Genomic DNA, 21116 nt, shown 5'->3' with positions numbered 1-21116 from the left:
AAGGGGGCCCCTCGGGTGAGAGGCCCCCTTTTTCGCACGTCAGCGACTGGCCGCGTCGGCCAGCGCACGCTCCACCGGCACCGGTTTCCCGAGATAGAAACCCTGACCCAGCGGTACGCCACACGCCTCGAGCGCATCCCGTTGCGGCGCCGACTCGATGCCCTCGGCGATCACCGTGCACCCGTTCTCGGCTGCGAATTCGACCATCGAACGGATCGACGCGCGCCGTGCCCCCTCGGTCTCGACCCCGGCCAGCGCGGCCCGTCCCAGTTTCAGGAACGCGGGCTTGAGCGACTCCATCCGGGCCAGGCTGTCGTACCCGGCGCCGGCGTCGTCGACGGCGATCCGCACACCGGCCGGCAGCGCGGCCAGATCGTCGGGATCGGCGTCGCTGATCTCCAGCACGATCGGCCGGGTGCTCTCGGCCAGCAGCTGTTCCATCTCCCGCGGGCGTCGCAGCAGCCCGGCCGAGACGTTCACCGACAGCCACGCGCCCTCCGGCAGTGACTCGGCCGAGGCCATCGCGGCCCGCACCAGCGCGGCGTCCAGGTCGATGTGCCGGCCCTGTGCCTGCGCGTCGGCCAGGCCCTGGTCGGGGCTGCTGCCGTCGGCGAACCGGGTCAGCGCCTCGTAGCCGGCCACCTCACCGGACTTCAGCTCGAAGATCGGCTGGAAGACGGTGAAGAACGTGTACTCCTCGAACGAGCTGGATGTCTGCGGACCACGCGGGCCGCGACGGCTGGCCGCCGCCGCCTGCGAGGACCGGACCGCGACCATGCCGGGGGAGTTGCCCTCGGCGCCGTAGTGCAGCACCGACGCCCAGTCGCCGATCGCGCCGGCCATCGCCCGGTTCTCGGCGTGGCCGGTGGCCGGGGCGGTCTTCGCGGCTGCGGCGGCGCCACGGGTCTTCCTCTTCGGCTGCACCGGGCGGTACAGCCAGCCCTTGAGGTGCGTGAGCAGGTCGACCACGGTGTTGCCGAGACCGACGAAGGCGATCATCGCGTACGAGGCGAGCACCAGGTTGATCACCGCGAAGACCAGGTTCTCCCACTGGGCGAGCTGCACGTCGCGGACCGCGGTGTAGGCACAGAGCGCGATCAGGGCGAGCGGCGCGAGCAGGTAGGTGGTCGCCGCCGTCGTCCGGTTACGGACCTTGGGCGTACGTTTGAACTGGCTCTTCTCGCCCGTGAGCAGTTGCAGGATCGAGGCGAAACTGCCGGAGAGGTTGACCGGCAGCAGGATCAGGTTGAAACCGTAGATCCGGAAGATGTCCATGCGCTTGTAGCCGACGTACTTCAGGTCGGCCGCCATCATCATGAAGTACGGCACCGACACCAGCAGCAGCACCGGGTTGAGCAGGTCGGCGTTGAACGGGTACGCCAGCATGATCACCAGGCAGATGGAGCTCCAGAAGATGGAGGCCATGTAGTTGACCCGGAGGAACAGCTCGCCGAAGCGGTTCTTCTGCCCGCGTGCCGCCTTCGCCCGGAACTGGTCCTTGAGCCGGGACAGGATGAGCAGGCCGCCGTTGGCCCAGCGCTGGCGCTGGATGGCGAGCGAGCCGAAGTCCGGCGGGGTGGCGCTGTAGGCCATCCGCTCGGGGTAGTTGTAGAGCGTCCAGCCGCGCACCCCGAGGTCGATCGTCGACTCGGTGTCCTCGATGACCGTACGGTCCTGGATGTAGCGCTTGATCTCCCAGTCGCCCTCATAGGCGGCCTCGCAGATGTCGTCGAGCGCCTTCTTGCGCAGCACCGCGTTCGCGCCGACCCAGAATGTCGCACCGTAGTGGGTCATGCCCTGGTGCACGATGTGCTGGATGTCGGTGGTGGCGCCGGAGATCCGCTCGAGGCGGGTCGCCGCGCCCGGGAACGCGCTGTAGGGGGTCTGCGCCACCGCGCACTGGGCGTAGGCGCCCTGCTCCATCAGGTGCACCAGCCGCAGCGCGTACTCGGGCAGCAGCACGCTGTCGGCGTCCAGGGTGAGCACGTAGTCCGGGTTCGGGATGGTCACCTCGGCCCGGCCGGCCCCGGCGGAGACCAGGGCGATCCCCATCGGGGTGCTCACCTCCTGGTAGCTGCCGCCCATCAGGCCGATGTAGCTGTTCAGGTTCATCGCCTTGTTCGGCTCGCCGGAGAGCGAGACGTACCGCTTGCGCTCGAAGCTGGTCACCGTCGCGTCGAAGATCGCCATCAGCCGCTTGTAGAGCTGGACCATCCGCTCGACGGGGAGGACCGCCTCCTCGGCGGCACCGCGCTCCAAGGCCTCGGCGATCGTGCCGAGGTCGGCGCCGAGCCGGTTGACGATGTGCTCGACGAAGAAGGTGTCGGTGTGGTCGACCATCTCCTGCCGGTGACCCAGGCCGTACAGCCAGCCCACCGCGGACTGGAACTCGGCCGCGAGGTCACGCATGTCGTCGACGGTCGCGACCCGGGTGGGGCGGCTGTCGAGGGCGGTCTCGAACCGGTCGTACGCCGCCTGCGCGCGACCGAACGGCACGGCCAGTTCGGACTCGATCGCGCCGGGCAGGGCGCGGGCCGAGAGCAGCAGGTCACGCGCGGCCCGGGTCTTGGGCTGCTGCGGGTCGTCGATGAGCAGCGTGACCCGCAGTCCCGGGTACTCCTGCAGCGCCGCCGACAGCAGCGTGGTCCTGATGACCCGTTCGTCCTCCTGGTACGAGGGCACCAGCACGGTCACCGTCGGGGTCGGCCCGGCCAGGAACGGGTCCAGCGCGATCCGCGGCGCCCGGTGGTGTGCCCGGCTGCGGTAGAAGAACCCGATCCGCGTGATCAGGTAGGCCATCGCCGAACCCATCAGCGCGGTGACCACCAGCATGTAGACGATGGCCTCGACGACCAGCTTCGCGCTGCTGGCCTTGCCGACGACGAACTGCTCGAACACGGTGTAGGCGATGTAGCAGGCCCAGACCGCGATGGTCAGGACGATCGCTAGCCGGCCCCGGGCGATCCGGCCTTCGGACACGGGTGGCGGAATCAGCGGGTGGGGAGCCGACCGCCGGTCCGAGCCCCACTGCCGTGGGGTGTCGGTCCGGTGCTGGTCCACCGGTTTGCGCTGCATGTGGGATGGCCTCTCACTGGGGATGGGACGCCGGTCCCCGGCGCGTTCCGCCGGTGTCCGTCGACCGGAACCATCGGCCGGTGCGCCGGGTCGCATGAAGGTTTCGGCGCGGTTGCCTTCAGCGGGCGGCCGGGCTGCCGATTCGAGAAACCGACGACGATCCGTGAACGAGAGGGCAGCCATGCAGACCGCCACCCCGCAGTTGGTGCGGCCGGAACCGGACGACCCGCTCGCCGACCCGGACTGGCAGGAGCCCGAGGGCCCGGTCCAGAAACTGTCCTGGCTGCGGCTGAGTTTCCTGATCCTGGTGGTCGCCGGGCTCGGAGCCGGCGGCACGGCGGCGGTGATCCACTACCGGGACAACGCCGGCCCGGCCGTCAAATCGTGGGCCGTGCCGTACGTCGACGTCACGCTCACCCCGACGTTCGAGTTCCAGGACCCGGCGGTGAACCCGGCCAACGACGTGGCTCTCGCGTTCGTGGTCGCCGACCCGGAGGACGGGTGCGCGCCCAGCTGGGGCGGCTTCTACACGCCCGACGAGGCGGCGGCGTCGCTGGAACTGGACCGCCGGATCGAACAGCTGCGGGCGGCCGGCGGCGACATCATGCTCAGTGTCGGCGGCCTGACCAACACCGAGCTGGCGGTGGCCTGCACCGACCAGACGCGGCTGACCGACGCCTACCGGCAGCTGGTGAGCCGGTACCAGCTCGACACCCTCGACCTCGACGTCGAGGGCACGGCCGTCGCCGACACGGCGTCCCTGCAGCGCCGCGCCCTCGCGCTGAAGACGTTGCAGGCCGAGCGGAAGGCGGCCGGCGAGAACCTGGACGTGTGGCTGACCCTGCCGGTCGCGCCGACCGGACTCACGAACGACGGCATCGCCGCGGTCCGGACCACCCTGGAGGGCGGAGTCGCCCTGCGCGGCGTCAACGTCATGATCATGGACTACGGCACCGCCGGTTCCAGCCCGGACATGCTGGAGCTCGGCGAGAGCGCGCTGGAGGCCACGCACAAGCAGCTGTCCGACCTCTACCTGCGGCTCGGTGTGCAGCTGACCGGGCCCGAGGTGTGGTCGCGGATCGGTGCCACCCCGATGATCGGGCAGAACGACATCGACGCCGAGCGGTTCACCGTGGCCGACGCGCAGGGGCTGGCCGCCTTCGCCGTCGACAACGGCCTCGGCCGGGTGTCGATGTGGTCGCTGAACCGGGACTCGCAGTGCACCGGCACCTTCACCAACGTGGTCGTGCACTCCAACACGTGCAGTGGCGTCTCCCAGGAGAAGCTGGCGTTCTCCAAGGTCTTCGCCGACCTGCCGGGCGCGATCGTGGGCGACTCCGGCCGGGAGGCGGTGACCATCCCGGCGCAGTCGTCGGTCACCGACGACCCGGCGAAGAGCCCCTACCCGGTGTGGCGTCTCACCGCCCAGTACGTGCGCGGCTACAAGGTCGTCTGGCACGGTGTCGTGTACGAGGCCAAGTGGGCCAACCAGGGCATCGACCCGTCCGCCGGCGGCGACTCGACCACGCCCACCCCGTGGTCGGTGATCGGCCCGGTGACCTCGACCGACGTGGCGCCGTCACCGAGTCCGACGGTCACCGGTGTGACCGACGAGTGGAAGCCGGAGGCGATCTACTCCCGCGGGCAGAAGGTGCTGTTCAACGATCTGCCGTACGAGGCCCGGTGGACCAGCACCGGCGACGCGCCCTCGACGGAGTACCCGATCAGTCCCGACGACCCGTGGAAGCCGCTGTTCATCGTGCCGGGTGAACCCGTCACCAGCTGAGCCTCGTCGTCAGCTGAGAGAAGTCCCCGGGCCGTCGGCCCGGGGACTTTCCTCATTTCAGGCGTCTGCGCACGTCCTCGGCGGTGCTCGGCCCGGCCGTCCAGGGGGACACCCAGGGCGCGTCGGAGTCCGGGGTGATCACGCCGTCCTCCAGGAACCGGTAGCGGCCGCCGACGACCCGCTTCGCGGCCTTCACGTCCAGGCTGTCGGTGTTGTCCCACAGCGCGCCGAACCCCGCCTCGATCCGCAGCCTGGCCTGCCTGCAGAACAGGTCGGCCAGCTCGCGCCCCTCCGGGCGGTCCGGCAGGTCGGCGTTGGCGCGCACGCACACCGACGTCATCGCGAACAGCTCCGCGCCGATGTCGACCAGGCGGCCGAGGAAGGCCTGCTTGCGTTCCAGCCGGCCCTGCCAGCGCGACATCCCGAGGAACGTGGACCGGGCCAGTTTGCGCGAAGCCCGCTCCACGTACCGCAGATGCGCCGCCAGGGGACCGAACTCGGCGTACGCCCCCGGATTCTGACCCTGACCGACCGCGAGCGTGGGCAGCCACCTGGCGTAGAACGCGCCAGCCCTGGCCCCGGCCCGGGCCTTGCGACGCAGATCCGCCTCCGGGTCGATGATGTCGCCGGCCACCGAGAGGTGCGCGTCCACCGCCTCGCGGGCGATGAGCAGGTGCATGATCTCGGTCGAGCCCTCGAAGATCCGGTTGATCCGCAGGTCGCGCAGGATCTGCTCGGACTCGGCCCCGCGCTCGCCCCGCGCGGTCAGCGAGTCGGCCGTCTCGTAGCCCCGGCCGCCGCGGATCTGGATCAGCTCGTCGGCCACCTGCCAGGCGATCTCGCTGGCGAACAGTTTGACCAGCGCCGCCTCGATCCGGATGTCGTTGCGCTGGTCGTCGGCGATCAGGCAGCAGAGGTCCAGCATGGACTCCATGGCGTACGTCGAGGCCGCGATGAACGCGATCTTCTTGGCCACCGCCTCGTGCTCGCCGAGCGGCCGTCCCCACTGCACCCGGTCGGCCGACCACTCGCGGGCGATCCCCAGCGCCCGCTTGCCGGCGGCGACACACATCGCCGGCAGCGACAGGCGACCGGTGTTCAACGTGGTCAGTGCGATCCGCAGGCCCTTGCCGAGCCCGCCGATGACGTTCGCCTCCGGCACGAACACGTCGTGGAAGCGGGTCACGCTGTTCTCCAGGCCACGCAGGCCGAGGAATGCGTTGCGCCGCTCCACCGTGATGCCCTGCGAGTCGCCCTCGACCACGAAGGCGGTGATGCCCTTGTCCGGGACGCGGGCCATCACCACGAGCAGGGTGGCGACCGTGCCGTTGGTGGCCCACAGCTTCACGCCGTTGAGCTTGTAGCCACCCTCGACCGGCTCGGCTACGGTGCCCAGGCGGGCCGGGTCGGAGCCGACGTCCGGTTCGGTGAGCAGGAACGCCGACACCTCGCCGGCAGCCAGCCGTGGCAGGAACGCCTTCTTCTGCTCCGGCGTGCCGAACGTCTTCAGCGGCTGGGGCACACCGATCGACTGGTGCGCGGAGAGCAGCGCACCCACCGCGGCGTTGACCGAGCCGGTCATCGTCAGCGCCTGGCAGTAGTGCAGATTGGACAGGCCGAGACCGCCGTACTCCGGATCGATCTTCATGCCGAACGCGCCGAGCTCGGCGAGGCCGCGGAAGACCTCGTCGGGGATGCGTGCCTCGCGCTCGATGAGGGCCCCGTCCACGTCGGAGCGCAGATAGCTCTCCAGAGAGTCCAGGAACTCGGGCCGTGGCTCGGCGGCCGGCCGTGGATGGATGAGGTCGAGCCGGAATCTCCCGAGGAACAGTTCCTTGCCGAAGCTGGGCCGGCTCCACTCGGACTCGCGAGCGGCCTCAGCGGTCTGCCGCGCCTGCTTCTCGGAGACATGGGCGTTGCTGCGCTGTGTGGTGCTCATAAAGGCACGCTACCCACCTCCGTTACCGAACGGTAGCCGTCGGTAGGCATTCGGTTGCCGGTCCTTCGCTGCGGCCCGGGCGGGTCGAACAGTCCTGGCGCCAGCCAAGACGAACGTTCGGAGATCACATGCTGCAGACGAAGCTCAACCGCCGCCTCTTCCTCGGTGCCGGCGGTGCCGTTGCCGGTTCGGTCGCCCTCGGTGCGATCGGTTCCTCCTCGGCCGCGTTCGCCGCCGACTCGGGCCTGACCCCGGACGAGGTGCTCGCGAACCTCCTCGCCGGCAACAAGCGTTTCGTCTCCTGCACGCCCAAGCACCCGCACCAGAGCCGGGAGCGGATCCACGCCGTCGCCGCCGGTCAGCACCCGATCGCGATCATCCTGGGCTGCGCCGACTCGCGGGTCGCCCCCGAACTGCTCTTCGACCAGGGCATCGGTGACCTGTTCACGAACCGGGTGGCCGGCAACGTGGTGAGCGACCTGCTGCTGGGCAGCATGGAGTACGCGGCCGAGGAATTCGTGCCGCCGCTGGTCATGGTGCTGGGCCACGAACGGTGCGGTGCCGTCGCCGCCACCCAGGGCTGTGTGCGGACCGGCGGGAAGGCACCCGGCCACATCCAGTCGATCGTCGAGGCGCTGACCCCGATCGTGGGCCCGTACGCCAATGGCGCCGACGCCGTCGAGCAGGGCGTCCAGGCGAACGTCAGGGCGCAGGTCGCGGCCGTACTGGCGCAGAGCGCCGTCATCCGGGAGAAGGTCGGCGCCGGGCACATGAAGGTCGTCGGCGCCCGTTACGACCTGGACACCGGCAAGGTCACCGTCATCGCCTGACAGCACACGAACAGGGGCGGCACCGTCATGGTGCCGCCCCTGTTCGTGTTTCAGGACCGGGTCAGCGTCACCGAGTTGCAGGTGTTGACCGGTGCGCACAGTCGCACGGTCAGGGTCTGGTCGGTGGCCGCGAACGTCTGGGTGAAGGTGCGCCGGACGCCACGGACCAGGCTGACCTGGGTGATCCGGCTGGTCGTGGACACCGTCACGGTGGCGGTGGGGTAGGCGTTGTTGACGCCCGTGGCGGTCAGGGTGTTCGTGGTCCAGTTCACCGTGCCGCTGACCGACGCCGACGCGCACGTCAGCGGGGTCACACACAGGGTGAAGGACTCGCTGGCGGCCTGTGCGGGGCTCGAGAACAGCCCGGCCGAGAGGATCGTGCCGGCCACGGCGGCGGTCGCCAGAGTGCGTGCGGACTTCATCATTACCTCCGATTGCTCCCCGTATACATCGGACTTCATCGATACCTAAGCACTCCGGTAGCGATGCGGCAAGACCGCAGGGTCTGCGGGGGTATGCCATGTTTCATGAACCTGTGGCGGATTTTGCGTCCCGGAAACCATCAGAACTCTCATGGCGGATTCCTAGGAAACGCTTCTAGGGTCGATGGATGCAGAGTCTGGCGGTCGTGCCGTGATGACGGTGCTCCGCCCGGACGGCCCGGCCGAGCCGGAGCCCGTCCCGGCGGAGCCGAAGCCCCGGTGGAACACCGCTGAGCTGCGCCGCAGGGTGCTCATCGGCGCGATCGTAACCTGGGCCGTGGCGATTACCGCGATCGTTGTCGTCCGCGGCGGTGGAGACGATCCGGCGTCCATCGCGGCGCGACCGTCGGTCTCCCCGTCCGCTTCCGAGACGCCGTTCACCGTCGCCGAGGTCTATCAGGCGCTCACCCCGTCCGTGGTGCTGATCGAGACCACCGGGCACGACTCGCGCGCCCGTCTGGAAGCCGGCACCGGCACCGGCGTGATCGCCAACGCCGACGGCACCGTTCTCACCGCGCTGCACGTCATCGACGGTGCCGAGGAGATCCGGCTGACCTACGCCGACGGCACCAAGGCGACCGCGCGGATGGCGAGCGAGGACCCGTCGCGGGACATCGCCACCCTCACCCCCGACAAGCTGCCGGAGACCCTGGTCCCGGCCGTGCTCGGCGGCGGCACGCAGGTGGGCGACGACGTGGTGGCGATCGGCAACCCGCTCGGCCTCACGTTCAGCACCAGCAGCGGCGTCGTCTCCGGGCTCGAGCGCAGGATGAACCGGGACGGGGGAGAGGCCGCCATCGAGGGCCTCATCCAGTTCGACGCGGCGGTCAACCCGGGCAACTCCGGCGGACCGCTCATCAACGACCGCGGGCAGGTGGTCGGCATCGTCATCGCGCTGGCCAACCCGAGCGGTGCGGGCACCTTCATCGGCATCGGTTTCGCCGTCCCGATCGGTGCGGCCCTCGGCGGCGGCGAGGGTGAAGGACAGGCGCCACCGCTGTGACAACGCGTTCCCTGACAGCAAGGATGGACGAATGAGCTGGACCGACGCCCCGCCCGCCTCCGCCGGCCCGATCGAGAAGGTGCTGTACGAGGTCAAGAAGACCATCGTCGGCCAGGACAACCTGCTCGAACGCCTCATCGTGGCGCTGCTGGCCCGCGGGCACATCCTGGTCGAGGGCGTGCCCGGCCTGGCCAAGACGCTGGCCGTCAAGTCGCTGGCCGGGGCGATCGGCGGCGACTTCCACCGGGTGCAGTTCACGCCCGACCTGGTGCCTGCCGACATCGTCGGCACCCGGGTCTACCACCAGCCGACCGGCGAGTTCCAGGTGCAGCTCGGCCCGGTCTTCACCAACCTGCTGCTGGCCGACGAGATCAACCGGGCGCCGGCCAAGGTGCAGAGCGCCCTGCTGGAGACCATGCAGGAGCGCCAGGTCACCATCGGCCGCGAGACGCACAAGCTGCCGAACCCGTTCCTCGTCATGGCCACCCAGAACCCGATCGAGAACGAGGGCGTCTATCCACTGCCCGAGGCCCAGGTCGACCGGTTCATGATGAAGGTCGTCGTCGGCTACCCGAGCGTCACCGAGGAGTTCGTGGTTGTCGAGCGGGCACTGACCCGGCCCGCGGTGATCCAGAAGATCATCGACCCGGCGGTCCTCACCGGCCTGCAGGAGGAGGCCGACCGCGTCTACGTCGACCCGTCGCTCATCGAGTACGCGGTCAACCTCGCACACGCCACCCGCGAACCGGGCCGGGTCGGGCTCACCGACCTCGCCCGATACGTCACCTTCGGCGCCAGCCCACGGTCGTCGATCAGTCTGGTGCTCGCGGCGCGGGCGCTCGCCTACATCCGTGGGCGCGAGTACGTCGTACCCGAGGATTTGGGTGATCTCGCCCTTGATGTTCTGCGGCACCGGCTCGTGCTCTCCTACGAGGCGCTGTCCGACGAGGTCACCGCGGATCTGATCATCGCGAAGATCGTGGCGAACATGTCGTTCCCGGAGCCGGCCGGCCGGGGTCGCTAGATGTCCACCGCCCCCGATCGCCTGCTGCGGCGCCTCGAGTGGAAACTCGGGCGCCGCCTCGACGGGCGCCTGCAGGGGTCCTACCGGACCGTGTGGCACGGTGCCGGTCTCGACTTCACCGACCTGCGCTCGTACACGCCCGAGGACGACGTCCGGCACATCGACTGGAACGTGACGGCACGTCTCGACGAGCCGTTCGTCCGGCAGTACACCGAGGACCGGGAGATGACGGCCTGGCTGGTGATCGACCGGTCGGCGTCGATGCGTTTCGGTGGTGGTGACGGCAAGGAGTCGGTCGCCTCGTCACTCGCGATCGCCATCGCCAGGCTGATCTCCCAGGGCGGAAACCGGGTGGGGGCGATTCTGTTCGACAATCAGTCGCATCGGATCATCCCGCCGCGCACCGGGAGAGACCAGATCCTGCGGATCGCGCGCGACGCGACGAAAGAAGTCACGAAGAAGTCGGACAAGACAACGGATCTGGCCGCCATGCTCCGCCTTGCCGCCTCGACGACGGCACAACGGCGCAGCCTCGTCTTCGTCATGTCCGACTTCATCGGCGACCCCGGCTGGGACCGCCCGCTCGCCCAGCTCACCCACCGCCACGAGGTCGTCGTCATCCGCGTCGTCGACCCCGCCGAACTCGAACTCCCGGACCTCGGACTCGTCCTCGTCGAGGACGCCGAGACCGGCGAACAACTCCTCGTCGACACCAGCGACCCGCTGCTGCGCGCCCGCCTCACCGAGCAGGTCGGCAACCGCGAGGAGGAGCTGGCCGCCGGCATGCGCCGGGCCGGAGTCGACGCCCACCGGATAACCACCGACCAGGACATGCTCGCCGCCCTGGTCGACATGGTCCGCCGATCCGGACGGAGGCGCCGGTGACCTTCCTCTACCCGGCCGTCATCGCGATCGCCGTCCTGCTCACCGCCGCCGCGACGGCCGGATACGTGGCCCTGCAGAAGCGACGGTCGGCGGCCCTGGCGGCGGCCGGATTCAAGAGCCTGGGCGGCGGGGGCGTACGCAAGCACCTCCCGACCGCCCTGCTGCTGGCCGCCCTGCCGGTGATGCTGGTCGGCCTGGCCCGCCCGCAGGCCGAGGTGGCCGTGCCCCGCGTCGCCGGCACCGTGCTGCTCGCCTTCGACATCTCCAACAGCATGTCCGCGAACGACGTGGCGCCGACCCGGCTCGGCGCCGCCCAGGAGGCCGCGAAGGCGTACGTCCAGGACCAGCCGGACACCGTCGACGTCGGCGTCCTCGTCTTCGGTGACCAGGCCCTGCTCACCCAGGCGCCCACCGACGACCACAACGCCGCGATCGCCGCGATCGGGCGGGCCTCGGCCGGTGGTGGCACGTCGCTGGGCCAGGCCATCCTGGTCGCGCTCGGCACCATCACCGGCAAGCCCGTGAGCCTCCCGGCCGAGGGGGCGGCCGCCCCGGACCTCGGCTACTGGCCGTCGGCCACCATCGTCGTCTTCTCCGACGGCGAGGAGACCGGCGGACCCGACGTGCAGGCCGCCGCCGAACTCGCCGCGGCCGCCGGTGTGCGGATCCAGACCGTCGGCGTCGGCACCGCCAAGGGCGCGACCGTCGAGGTCGACGGCTTCCAGCTCGGCACCGCCCTCGACGAGACCCTGCTCAGCACGGTCGCCCAGGTCACCGGTGGCTCGTACCAGCAGGCCGGCGACGCCGCCGCCCTGGCCGCGAGCACCGGCTCGATCGACCTGCGGCTCACCACCGAGAAGGAACCGATAGAGCTGACCGCACCCTTCGCGGCCGCGGCCCTGCTGCTGCTCACCCTCGGCGGCCTGCTGGGCGTCCGCTGGCACGGAAGGATCGTCTGATGTCGCTGAGCTGGCCCTGGGCGCTGGCCGCGGTCCTCGCGGTGCCGCTGCTGCTGCTCGCCCGCTGGTGGTTCAACCGCCGCCGCAAACGCACCGCCGTCACCGTGTCCAGCATCGCGCTGATCCGGGCCGCCCTGCCCGGCCGCACCGCCTGGCGCCGGCGCATTCCCGTCTACCTGTTCCTGATCGGCCTGCTGGCCCTGGCCACCGGCGTGGCCCGGCCACAGGCGTCGGTCGCGGTCCCCTCGAACGACACCACGATCCTGCTGGCCATCGACGTGTCCGGCTCGATGTGCAACACCGACATCGCCCCGAACAGGCTGGCCGTAGCGGTCGAAGCGGCCCGCGAGTTCGTCGACGCACAGGAGGGCGACACCCGGATCGGCCTGGTCGCCTTCTCCGGCATCGCCGGCCTGCTCGTCCCGCCGACCAGCGACAAGAAGCCCCTGCTGGAGGCCATCGAGAACCTCAAGACCGCCCGCGGCACCGCCATCGGCCAGGCCATCCTGACCTCGATCGACGCGATCGCCGAGATCAACCCCGAGGTGGCCGGCACCGGCGTCGAACTCAACGCCACCACCCCCGACGGCACCCCGGTCGACTATCACGCCGACACGATCGTGGTGCTCACCGACGGCTCCAACACCACCGGCGTCGACCCGGTCACCGCCGCCGAACAGGCCGCGGCCCGGCGCTTGCGCGTCTACACGATCGGCTTCGGCACCACCAACCCGCAGCAGATGGTCTGCACCGCCAACCAGGTCAGCGGCGACTCCGCCTTCATGGGCGGCGGCGGTTTCGGCGGCGGCGGCTTCGGCGGCGGCGGACGCGGCGGCGGCAACCGCGAGATCGACGAGGAGGCCCTGACCCGGGTCGCCGACCTGACCGGCGGTCGCTACTTCAAGGCCGAGGACGCCGAACAGCTCACCGACGTCCTCGCCGACCTGCCCCGCGAGTTCGGCCTCACCAAGCAGAACGTCGAGGTCAGCGTCTGGTTCCTGCTCCTCGGAACACTGCTGGTCACGGCGGGCGTCACGCTCTCGCTCTGGTGGAATCGAGGTCCGGCGATCAAAAGACCCTCCGGCGGTACGCCCTAGGCAATTTCCGGACGCATCGATGACGTCCCGCACTACGACGCGACGAGGGCGAGACTCCGGCCCATCAGCGCGCCTTTCGGGCTGAATCCCTGCTCACCGTCTTACCACGCCCAGCACCGGGTGTCCCCGGCACGCCGTCTCTGGCACGCCGTCTCTGGCACGCCGTCGGCCGGGGCGGCGATTTGTCCGGAAGCGCGACACGGCGGGTGGCAGCGGCGCCTTCCGATCCCCCGCTTCGCCGCCCGCCCGCCAGCGCCGCCCGCCCGCCAGCGCCGCCCGCCCGCCAGCGCCGCCCACCAGCCCTGTCCGCCGTGTCTGCTGCCTGTGGGTTCCTGTCGTTCGCTCGCTGCCGTGTCCTCTGCCCGTGGGTCCCTGCCGCTCGCCCGCCGTGCCTGCTCTGCCTGTGGGTTCCTGTCGTTCGCCCGCTGCCGTGTCTGCTGCCTGTGGGTCCCCGCTGCTCGCGGGTTCCGCGCAACCCCGGGCCGCCGGACGATCACGACGGGCGGTTCCGCGTGCCGCCGCCCGCCCGCATGCCGCGGGGCACACGCCCGGGCTTCGCGTGTGCTTCGGACGTCGCAGGCAACGACGGTGAAGTCCCACACTGCAGGGTCGTGGACGCCCACCGTCGCCATCGCGACGGGAGGGTCGCGCGGAGCCGTTACGTGTGACCTCACCGCTGCGGGGACTGGCCGTGCCATCGCGGTGGGAGGGTCTTATGCAGCCGCTACGTGTGACCCTGCCGCCGTAGTGTCGGCCCTCCACAACACCGCTCTCCCGGGCAAGGGAGCGTCGTGTCTCCGGGCTTGCCGATTGACACCGGTAGCCGGGAGCGGAATCTCCGCGGGCTTGATGCTGCGCTGAGTGATGACCGCTCCTTCCGATTGCGTGGTGATCTGTGGCGTGCGTATGGGCGAGGTCACCATGCGGCCGAGCGAGCGGCAGGGACCGCAGGCAGCAGGCCCGGCGGGCAGGGGCCGGCGAGCGGGGGCCGGCGGGCGGTGAAGCGGGGTCTGAGGGGCCGCCCTCAGCCCCGGCGGGCGCGTTGGGGCCGGGACGGTAGGCCTGCGTCGCGTTGTAGTCCGGGACTGGGTGGCTTACGGGACTGCTTGGCTCGTACCATATGGGTGGTTTGAGGTTGTTAGGCGCCGGTGACGCTGGGCGGCCATGCGGACCGGGGCGTTGGGTTCGCCGGAGCGGTCGTAGCCGTGGCGGCGCTCGATGATCTCGAAGAAGACGCGGCCGCCGAAGACCGGGGTGTAGAGGTGCAGCAGTTCGCTGCCGGACGGGTCGCGGTCGTAGAGGATTCCGTGCCTGCTCAGGGTGGTGATGAAGTCGTCCGGCAGGGCGAAACGGGCGGCCAGGTCGTCGTAGTAGTTGTCGGGGATCCGCAGCTTCGGCAGGGTCAGGGCGGCGGCCGTGGCGACGATGTCGGCGGTGGTGAACGCCACGTGCTGCGGGTCGGCCACGGCGGGGGCCCACTCACCGCGGCGCAGCACGGCCACCGTGAGGGCCAGGCGGACCGCGCGGGACGGGTTCGACATGGCTCGTGAGCGCATCAGGCCGTACGGGGCCGCGTACTCCTCGGTGGCGAGATGCTCGAGGCCGAGCACCGACTGGTAGAAGAGCCCGGCCTCGTCGAAGTGGTCGAACGGCTGGGCCAGGCCCAGGTGATCGACCGTGAGCAGCCCGGCATCGCCACTGGCAGTGCCGCCGGTCGGGAGGAAGTCGGAGCGCCAGTCGTCGCCGGGGTGGGTGACGAAGACGCTGGTGCCGTCGGGGGCGGTGATGGCGGCCAGTTCGGCCTCGCCGGGTTCGCGGACGTTGGGGTGGGCGGGTGCCGACAGTGCCTCGGCGCGGGCCAGCGAGCGCAGCGGGTCGGACGAGGTGACCGCGAAAGCGCTGATCATGGCCGGGCCGGGATGGGTGACGGCACTGTTCAGGACGATGCGGCAGGCGGCCTGTTCCCATAGTTCGACGGGCTTGGTGCGGTGCTGGCCGGTGTGGGCGAAGCCCAGGCCGCGCAGCGCCGAGCGCAGTTCCGGGCCGGAGTGGCCGTCGACGGCGAACTCGGTGAACGCGTGACCGGTCAGGTCCGGAGCTGGTGGGAGGCGGCGTGAGCCGAGCCGGTCCTCCAGGGCTGTCAGCGAGCGCATCGCGTCGACCGCGGTACGGGCCGGGTCGGCCTGGCGGAACACGTCGTTGAAGACCTCGAGGGACAGCGGTCCGTCGTAACCGGCAGCGAGCACCAGCTCAACGAAACGGGGTAGGTCGAAGGCGCCCTGACCCGGGAAGAGGCGGTGGTGGCGGCTCCACTGCAGCACGTCCATCCGCAGGTGTGGCGCGTCGGCCAGCTGCAGGAAGAAGATCTTGCCGGGGGTGATGCCGGCGATCCCGTCGGGGCTCACCTCACGCGACAGTACGTGGAACGAGTCGAGGCAGAGTCCCAGCGCGGGATGGTCGGCGAGCTGGACGATGCGCCACGAGTGGTCCCAAGTGGAGACGTGCCGGCCCCAGGCGAGGGCCTCGTAGGCGATCCGCATGCCCCGTTCCCCGGCGCGGTCGGCCAGAGCGGCAAGCTGGGAGGCGGCCAGTTCGTCGTCGTCGACACTGTCCGGTGACACCGACGAGCAGACCAGCACGGTGTCGACGCCCAGTGAAGCCATCACGTCGAACTTTCTGGCTGCGCGGTCCAGATTCCGTCGCAGTAGTGAAGGGCCGACCGCCTCGAAGTCGCGGAACGGCTGGTAGAGGTCGATGCTCAGGCCGAGGTCGGCGCACCGGGAACGGACCTCCGACGGGGACCACGGGGAGACCACGAGATCGTTCTCGAACAGTTCGATGCCGTCGAATCCGGCCGCCGCCGCTGCGGTCAGCTTGTCGTCGAGGGTTCCGGAGATGCAGACAGTGGCGATCGACCGCCGCATTATTACCTCATTTCCGTAAATATCCTGTTACCAGGTCGCCCAGCATCGTGCGGTAGTGCTCCCGGCGGTCCGGGGCCAGCAGGTCCCGGTCGAAGAGGGCGCCCCACGTGTGACGGTTGGCGACGCGGAAGAAGCAGAACGAGCTGATCATCATGTGGACGTCGAGGGCGTCGACGTCGTCGCGGAACAGGCCGTCGGCGACGCCGCGGGCCAGCACGCCGGCGAGCAGGTCGACCGCGGAGCTGTTCAGGTCGACGAGCCGGGCCACGTGGTTCATGTGCTTGGCCTGCTGCGCGTTCTCGACGCCGACGAGCTTGATGAACGCGGGGTGTGCCTCGTGGTGGTCGAAGGTGACCTCGGCGAGCCGGCGGACCGCTGCCGTGGGGTCGAGGTGGTCGACGTCGGCGGTCCGCTCGGCGGCGCGGATCTCCGAGTAGGCCCGTTCGAGAACGGCCAGGTAGAGCTGTTCCTTGCCGCCGAAGTAGTAGTAGATCATCCGTTTCGTGGTCCTGGTCCGGGCGGCGATCTCGTCCACTCTGGCCCCGCTGTAGCCCCGGTCCGCGAACTCGTCGGTGGCCACGTCGAGCAGCTCGGTGCGGGTGCGCTCGGCGTCGCGCCGCCGTTCGCCCGTCTCTGCCCGCACTGTTTTCTCCTGCGTCATGAACCCAGTCTGCCGTGGGCCTTGACAGTGTCTGCCGTCACACCCGATAACTAACGTACCAGTTCGTACATTAGAAACGGAGATCGAGATGGCGGTATGCGTCGGGCTGATCGGGACCGGGATCGGTGCGTCGCTGTCACCCGCCCTGCACGAGGCCGAGGGGAGCCACCACCACCTCGGGCTCACCTACACGCTGTTCGACACGGGCAGTCCGGCGGACCTCGAACGGCTCCTCGACGAGGCCGAACGCGCGGGCTTCGCCGGGGTCAACATCACCCACCCCTTCAAGCAGCAGGTGATCAAGCACCTCGACGACCTGTCACCGAACGCCCGGGCCATCGGCGCGGTCAACACCGTGGTCTTCAAGAACGGGCGGCGGTACGGCCACAACACCGACGCCTACGGATTCGCCGAGTCCTTCCGCTTCCAGCTCGACGGAGCCGCCACCGGTCACGTCGTGCAGCTGGGTGCGGGCGGCGCCGGGGCCGCCTGCGGCCATGCGCTGCGCGGGCTCGGCGTCGAACGCCTCACCATCGTCGACCCGGACCCCGGCCGGGGCGGTGAGCTGGCCGATCGCCTCGGCGCGGCTCACGTCCGCGAGGCCGGTCCGGAGCTGCTCACCGACGCCGACGGGCTGGTCAACACCAGTCCGATCGGCATGCACCACCACCCCGGTATCCCGCTGCCCGCGGAGTCACTCCACCGTGGCCTGTGGGTCGTCGACATCGTTTACATGCCCGTGGAGACGGAGCTGCTGCGCGCGGCCCGGTCCGCCGGCCTGCGGGCGATCGGCGGCACGGCGATGTGCGCTTTCCAGGCCGCCGCCGCGTTCGAGCTGTTCACCGGGCGTACCCCCGATATCGCGCGGATGTTGCGTAACCTCTCCCACCTTCTGGAGCGCGGCAATGCTGACCGAGACCACCACTAAAGAACTCCCCGAACCCCCCTCGCTACGCCGGATGATCGGACCCGGCGTCGTCGCCGTCGGCATCGGTATGGCGGCCGGGGAGATCATCCTCTGGCCGTACCTCACCGCTCTCGGCGGACTCGGCCTGCTCTGGCTGGCGTTCACCACGCTGGCCGTGCAGTTCGTCATCAACATGGAGATCGAGCGCTACACGCTGGCCACCGGCCAGACCGTGGTGGCCGGCTTCTCCCGCTGGTGGAAGGGCTGGGGCATCCTGATCTGCCTGGCCGGCGCCTTCCAGTACGTCTGGCCCGGCTGGGCGACCAGCGGCTCCACCGTCTTCACGTACCTGGTCGGCGGCGGTGACCCGGTCTGGATCACGGTCGGCACTCTGTTCGCCATCGGCGTGCTGCTGTCGCTGTCCAAGGTCGTCTACAAGACCGTCGAGCGGGTCGAGGTCGTCAAGGTCGCCCTCACGCTGTTCTTCCTGCTGGTCGTGGTCGTCTTCGTGATCTCGCTGAGCACCTGGGGCGAGGGCGCCAAGGCCACGGTCACCGAGTTCGGGCAGATCCCGGACGGCATCACGTTCACCATGCTGCTCAGCGCGATCGGTGCGGCCGGCGCCGGCGGTGTGCACAACCTGGTGCTGAGCAACTGGATCCGGGACAAGCGGTACGGGATGGGCGCGCACGTCCCCCGGCTGATCTCCCCGATCAACGGCCAGGAGGAGGCGGCCGGTGGCGCCGACCGGTATTCGTTCCCGCTGGACGAGGCCTCGCTGAGCCGCTGGAACCTGTGGTGGAAGCGGGCCAACGCCGAGCACCTGGTCACGTTCGTGGCGGTCTGCTTCGTCACGATCGGCGTGATGAGCCTGCTGGCGTACGAGACCCTCTTCGGCCGTGACGACCTCAAGTCGGACCCGTCGTTCCTGCGGATCCAGGGCGACATCTTCGCGGCCGAGGTGGGCACCTGGCTCAAGCTGCTGTTCCTGGCGGTCGCGGCGGTCTCGCTGTGGGCGGCCGCGATGGGCCTGCTCGACATCATCGGCCGGGTCGCGTCGGACTTCCTGCGCCGCAACTACCTCGCCGACTCGGCGCGCTGGACCGAGCCGCGGATCTACCTGACCGTGGTGTGGGCGGAGATCATCCTCGGCTCGGCCATCCTGCTGGCCGGTTTCACCCAGCCGCTCGGTCTGCTGATCGTGTCGACCTGCGCGGCCTCGGTGGTGACGCTGCTCTATTCGATCCTGCTGGTCCGGCTCAACACCAGGGACCTTCCGGCGCCGGTACGGATGAGGGGCTGGCGTCTGGGCGGCATGCTCGTGGCGATCGGCTTCTACGGCTTCTTCGCCATCGCGATGGTCGTGACCCAGCTCGACAAGCTGTGACGACGTCCCGGCCCGGGGCTCGTGCCCCGGGCCGGGAACGAGTCAGACCCGGCGCCTGCGGGTCCAGGAGAAGCCGATGAGGCCGGCGATCGCGGCCAGCACACCGCCTCCGGCCGTCCAGATCCAGCGGGACGAGAAGTCCGGCAGCCAGTCCAGCGAGAGCGAGTCCTCCTCCGGCGCCGCCGAGCCGGTCGGAGCGGGAGTCGTGAGGACCTTGCCGGGCTGGTTCACGGGGACCAGCGGGGTGGCGAGCTCGCCCTGGTCGGCGCCGGTGTCACCGGTCGGCGCGGTGAGCGCGAGACTCACCTCGACCGGCAGGCCGAGATCCTTCTCCGGCAGTTCGGTGCTGGACAGCCGCACGTAGTAGGTGCCCGGCAGCGGGTCACCGTCCCACGGCTCGGCCCACGAGCGGACCTGCCGCAGACGGCAGCCGAGCTTCACCGACGTGTCCGAAGCGGCGGCCACCGGGCTCTGTTCGCCGCCGACGCAGGCCTGACGGCGACGCAGCCCGTCGAAGACCTCGACGGTCCACGACTGCGGCCCGGTCCGGCCCGAATCCGGAAGAGCGACGTCGACGGCCAGCTCCGGCCGCTGCCCGGCGGACGCGGGGAACTGCCAGTAGAGGTAGTCGCCGAGGACGGCCTTCACCGCCACCGGCTGCTCCGGCGTGATCGCCACCGCCGTCAGATAGCTGGTGCCGGCGGTGCCCGTGAGGGGGGTCGGATCGGCGAGAAGAAGGGCCGCCGCAAGAACGAGCTTCATGGTCAGTTCTCCTTCCACTTGGCGACCCACCAGCGGGTCAGCCAGCCGGCCAGCACACCGGCGATCAGTCCGGCGATCACGAGCACGAGCAGCAGCAGGAAGCCGCGGCCCAGACCGGGCGCGTCCGGAGTCTCCGAAGCGGGTGCCAGGCCGATGGTCAGCTCGACCGGCATACCGGGAGCACCGGCCGCGGTGGCCGAGGCGAGCGAGTTGCTGACGATCAGGCAGATCTCCGAGATCGCGGAGAGGGCCGGTTCCTCGTCACCGGACCAGCGCAGGCCCGCCGAGATCACGTCGGCGCGACCGCTGCCCGCGTCCAGGCCGCGGACCAGCTCACGACCGTCCACGGTGGCCGCCTTGATCAGCACCCCGTAGTCGCGGTTGAGCGGCCGGTCCAGCGCGATGCTGACCGACGCCCGCAGCTCGTCACCCTCGGAGACGGCGACCCGGTAGAAGCGGTGCTCACCGATCAGCTCCCGGTCGCTGTAGACACCGGCGGCCAGCAGCGGAGCTCCCTCGCAGTTCTTCGCGCCGGCGACCACGGCCGGGGTGACCGGCGGCGGCAGCGCGGCGCGATCGACGAGCTGCTTTATCCGGTCGGTCAGCTCCTCCTCGCTCTGCGCCGAGGCGTACGTGCCTCCGGTCGCCTGCGAGATGCAGACCAGCTGCTTGCGGGTCTTCTCGTCGGGCGCCAGGCCGAGTGTGTCGACGACCAGGTCGGTGCCCTGCGCGGCGAGGTCGCGGGCGACGTCGCACGGGTCGGGCGGTGTGCAGGTGTCCTCACCGTCGGTGATCAGGACGATCCGGCGGGCCGCACCGGCGCCGTCGAGGTCCTTGGCCGCCTCACGCAGGGCCAGGCCGATCGGGGTGAACCCGGTCGGCTTCAGGGTGGCGATGGCGTTCTTGGCAGCGACCCGGTTGACCGGGCCGACCTCGACGATCTGCTGGGTGTCCTTGCAGCCCTGCTTCTTGTTCTCGCCGCCGTACGTGGCGCCGAGCACCCGGATGCCCAGCTGGGTGGTCTCCGGCAAGGCGTCGACGACGTCGTTGAAGGCACGTTTGGCGACCGCCATCCGGGTCTCGCCGTCGATGTCGGCGGCCTTCATCGATCCGCTGACGTCGAGGACGAGTTCCACCACGGGCGGCTCGGCCTCGGCGCCGGGTTCGGCGTGTGCGGGGGAGGCGCCGGGAACGGCGACCGCGATCAATCCTAGTGCTGCCACTATGGACAGTTTTCTGTGGATCACGCGGCAAGATCATAAACATGCGTCACGCGTACGGCTCGCAGGGGCGGCCCCTCGGGCGGTGCGACGCAAGGATGAACGATCGATGAACAGCTCTCTCCGCCGTGCGCTTTGGCACTGATTTCAGCGGATATCTGGCAGGCCGGGCGGT

At 70.1% G+C, this 21116-nt stretch carries 16 protein-coding genes; 9 read left to right on the top strand and 7 right to left on the bottom strand.

Going from position 1 to position 21116, the window contains the following annotated elements; genetic code table 11:
• Positions 1-39 precede the first annotated feature (39 nt).
• Complete coding sequence (locus CLV67_RS16735) at positions 40-3075, bottom strand: EAL domain-containing protein (protein ID WP_106319316.1); 3036 nt, start codon at positions 3073-3075, stop codon at positions 40-42.
• Between the two features lie 163 nt (positions 3076-3238).
• Here CLV67_RS16735 and CLV67_RS16730 point away from each other — a divergent pair, with 163 nt between their 5' ends.
• The gene (locus CLV67_RS16730; protein ID WP_239165942.1) at positions 3239-4861 is read left to right on the top strand and encodes a chitinase; all 1623 of its coding nucleotides are present in this window, start codon (positions 3239-3241) and stop codon (positions 4859-4861) included.
• Positions 4862-4913: 52 nt separating this feature from the next.
• Here the strand turns inward: CLV67_RS16730 and CLV67_RS16725 are convergent, their stop codons facing one another.
• Positions 4914-6800, bottom strand: coding sequence for an acyl-CoA dehydrogenase family protein (locus CLV67_RS16725; RefSeq protein ID WP_106319312.1), 1887 nt, complete (start codon positions 6798-6800; stop codon positions 4914-4916).
• Between the two features lie 128 nt (positions 6801-6928).
• On the opposite strand from CLV67_RS16725, the gene CLV67_RS16720 reads away from it, so the two are divergent.
• A complete protein-coding gene (locus tag CLV67_RS16720) occupies positions 6929-7630 on the top strand; it encodes a carbonic anhydrase (RefSeq protein ID WP_106319310.1) in 702 nt (233 codons plus the stop codon).
• A 50-nt stretch (positions 7631-7680) separates the two neighbouring features.
• Here the strand turns inward: CLV67_RS16720 and CLV67_RS16715 are convergent, their stop codons facing one another.
• Positions 7681-8052, bottom strand: a complete 372-nt coding sequence (locus CLV67_RS16715) for a hypothetical protein (protein WP_170153898.1) — start codon at positions 8050-8052, stop codon at positions 7681-7683.
• Positions 8053-8266: 214 nt separating this feature from the next.
• Between CLV67_RS16715 and CLV67_RS16710 the strand changes: the two genes are divergently transcribed.
• The 5 genes from CLV67_RS16710 to CLV67_RS16690 are packed head-to-tail and all read left to right on the top strand — an operon-like array spanning position 8267 to position 13080.
• On the top strand, positions 8267-9115 hold the full coding sequence (locus CLV67_RS16710; protein ID WP_106319305.1) for a S1C family serine protease: 849 nt from the start codon (positions 8267-8269) through the stop codon (positions 9113-9115).
• Between the two features lie 31 nt (positions 9116-9146).
• The gene (locus CLV67_RS16705) at positions 9147-10139 is read left to right on the top strand and encodes an AAA family ATPase (protein ID WP_106319303.1); all 993 of its coding nucleotides are present in this window, start codon (positions 9147-9149) and stop codon (positions 10137-10139) included.
• Complete coding sequence (locus tag CLV67_RS16700) at positions 10140-11024, top strand: DUF58 domain-containing protein (RefSeq protein ID WP_106319301.1); 885 nt, start codon at positions 10140-10142, stop codon at positions 11022-11024. It abuts the gene before it with no gap.
• On the top strand, positions 11021-11983 hold the full coding sequence (locus CLV67_RS16695) for a VWA domain-containing protein (protein WP_106319299.1): 963 nt from the start codon (positions 11021-11023) through the stop codon (positions 11981-11983). Before CLV67_RS16700 ends, CLV67_RS16695 begins: the two co-directional genes overlap by 4 nt.
• Positions 11983-13080 (top strand): VWA domain-containing protein, encoded by a 1098-nt coding sequence (locus CLV67_RS16690; RefSeq protein WP_106319297.1) that lies wholly within the window; start codon positions 11983-11985, stop codon positions 13078-13080. The genes CLV67_RS16695 and CLV67_RS16690 overlap by 1 nt, the downstream gene beginning before the upstream one ends.
• A gap of 1094 nt (positions 13081-14174) precedes the next feature.
• On the opposite strand, the gene CLV67_RS16685 is transcribed toward CLV67_RS16690, so the two are convergent.
• Together CLV67_RS16685 and CLV67_RS16680 are read right to left on the bottom strand one after the other, a co-directional pair.
• Complete coding sequence (locus CLV67_RS16685) at positions 14175-16004, bottom strand: bifunctional sugar phosphate isomerase/epimerase/4-hydroxyphenylpyruvate dioxygenase family protein (RefSeq protein ID WP_106319295.1); 1830 nt, start codon at positions 16002-16004, stop codon at positions 14175-14177.
• Positions 16005-16011: 7 nt separating this feature from the next.
• Positions 16012-16665, bottom strand: a complete 654-nt coding sequence (locus CLV67_RS16680; RefSeq protein ID WP_106319293.1) for a TetR/AcrR family transcriptional regulator — start codon at positions 16663-16665, stop codon at positions 16012-16014.
• Between the two features lie 88 nt (positions 16666-16753).
• Here CLV67_RS16680 and CLV67_RS16675 point away from each other — a divergent pair, with 88 nt between their 5' ends.
• Together CLV67_RS16675 and CLV67_RS16670 are read left to right on the top strand one after the other, a co-directional pair.
• Positions 16754-17593 carry a shikimate dehydrogenase gene (locus CLV67_RS16675; protein ID WP_106319291.1) on the top strand — a complete coding sequence of 280 codons (840 nt, stop codon included), beginning with the start codon at positions 16754-16756 and terminating at the stop codon, positions 17591-17593.
• Complete coding sequence (locus tag CLV67_RS16670; RefSeq protein ID WP_146169196.1) at positions 17571-18959, top strand: Nramp family divalent metal transporter; 1389 nt, start codon at positions 17571-17573, stop codon at positions 18957-18959. Before CLV67_RS16675 ends, CLV67_RS16670 begins: the two co-directional genes overlap by 23 nt.
• Before the next feature lie 42 nt (positions 18960-19001).
• On the opposite strand, the gene CLV67_RS16665 is transcribed toward CLV67_RS16670, so the two are convergent.
• Together CLV67_RS16665 and CLV67_RS16660 are read right to left on the bottom strand one after the other, a co-directional pair.
• Positions 19002-19721 (bottom strand): peptidase, encoded by a 720-nt coding sequence (locus CLV67_RS16665; protein ID WP_106319287.1) that lies wholly within the window; start codon positions 19719-19721, stop codon positions 19002-19004.
• Between the two features lie 2 nt (positions 19722-19723).
• Positions 19724-20968 (bottom strand): VWA domain-containing protein, encoded by a 1245-nt coding sequence (locus CLV67_RS16660; protein ID WP_106319285.1) that lies wholly within the window; start codon positions 20966-20968, stop codon positions 19724-19726.
• Positions 20969-21116 lie beyond the last annotated feature (148 nt).

This window comes from Actinoplanes italicus (assembly GCF_003001815.1).
Taxonomy (GTDB): domain Bacteria; phylum Actinomycetota; class Actinomycetes; order Mycobacteriales; family Micromonosporaceae; genus Actinoplanes; species Actinoplanes italicus.
The sequence above is the reverse complement of the archived record's forward strand: the minus strand, read 5'-3'. Positions and strand labels throughout refer to the sequence as shown.

What these genes read in the sequence shown, in the direction of transcription:
- CLV67_RS16665 (WP_106319287.1), bottom strand. Translation starts at nt 19,721, where the DNA reads ATGAAGCTCGTTCTTGCGGCGGCCCTTCTTCTCGCCGATCCGACCCCC.
- CLV67_RS16680 (WP_106319293.1), bottom strand. Translation starts at nt 16,665, where the DNA reads ATGACGCAGGAGAAAACAGTGCGGGCAGAGACGGGCGAACGGCGGCGC.
- CLV67_RS16710 (WP_106319305.1), top strand. Translation starts at nt 8,267, where the DNA reads ATGACGGTGCTCCGCCCGGACGGCCCGGCCGAGCCGGAGCCCGTCCCG.
- CLV67_RS16685 (WP_106319295.1), bottom strand. Translation starts at nt 16,004, where the DNA reads ATGCGGCGGTCGATCGCCACTGTCTGCATCTCCGGAACCCTCGACGAC.
- CLV67_RS16715 (WP_170153898.1), bottom strand. Translation starts at nt 8,052, where the DNA reads ATGAAGTCCGCACGCACTCTGGCGACCGCCGCCGTGGCCGGCACGATC.
- CLV67_RS16735 (WP_106319316.1), bottom strand. Translation starts at nt 3,075, where the DNA reads ATGCAGCGCAAACCGGTGGACCAGCACCGGACCGACACCCCACGGCAG.
- CLV67_RS16720 (WP_106319310.1), top strand. Translation starts at nt 6,929, where the DNA reads ATGCTGCAGACGAAGCTCAACCGCCGCCTCTTCCTCGGTGCCGGCGGT.
- CLV67_RS16670 (WP_146169196.1), top strand. Translation starts at nt 17,571, where the DNA reads ATGCTGACCGAGACCACCACTAAAGAACTCCCCGAACCCCCCTCGCTA.
- CLV67_RS16700 (WP_106319301.1), top strand. Translation starts at nt 10,140, where the DNA reads ATGTCCACCGCCCCCGATCGCCTGCTGCGGCGCCTCGAGTGGAAACTC.
- CLV67_RS16675 (WP_106319291.1), top strand. Translation starts at nt 16,754, where the DNA reads ATGGCGGTATGCGTCGGGCTGATCGGGACCGGGATCGGTGCGTCGCTG.
- CLV67_RS16690 (WP_106319297.1), top strand. Translation starts at nt 11,983, where the DNA reads ATGTCGCTGAGCTGGCCCTGGGCGCTGGCCGCGGTCCTCGCGGTGCCG.
- CLV67_RS16705 (WP_106319303.1), top strand. Translation starts at nt 9,147, where the DNA reads ATGAGCTGGACCGACGCCCCGCCCGCCTCCGCCGGCCCGATCGAGAAG.
- CLV67_RS16725 (WP_106319312.1), bottom strand. Translation starts at nt 6,800, where the DNA reads ATGAGCACCACACAGCGCAGCAACGCCCATGTCTCCGAGAAGCAGGCG.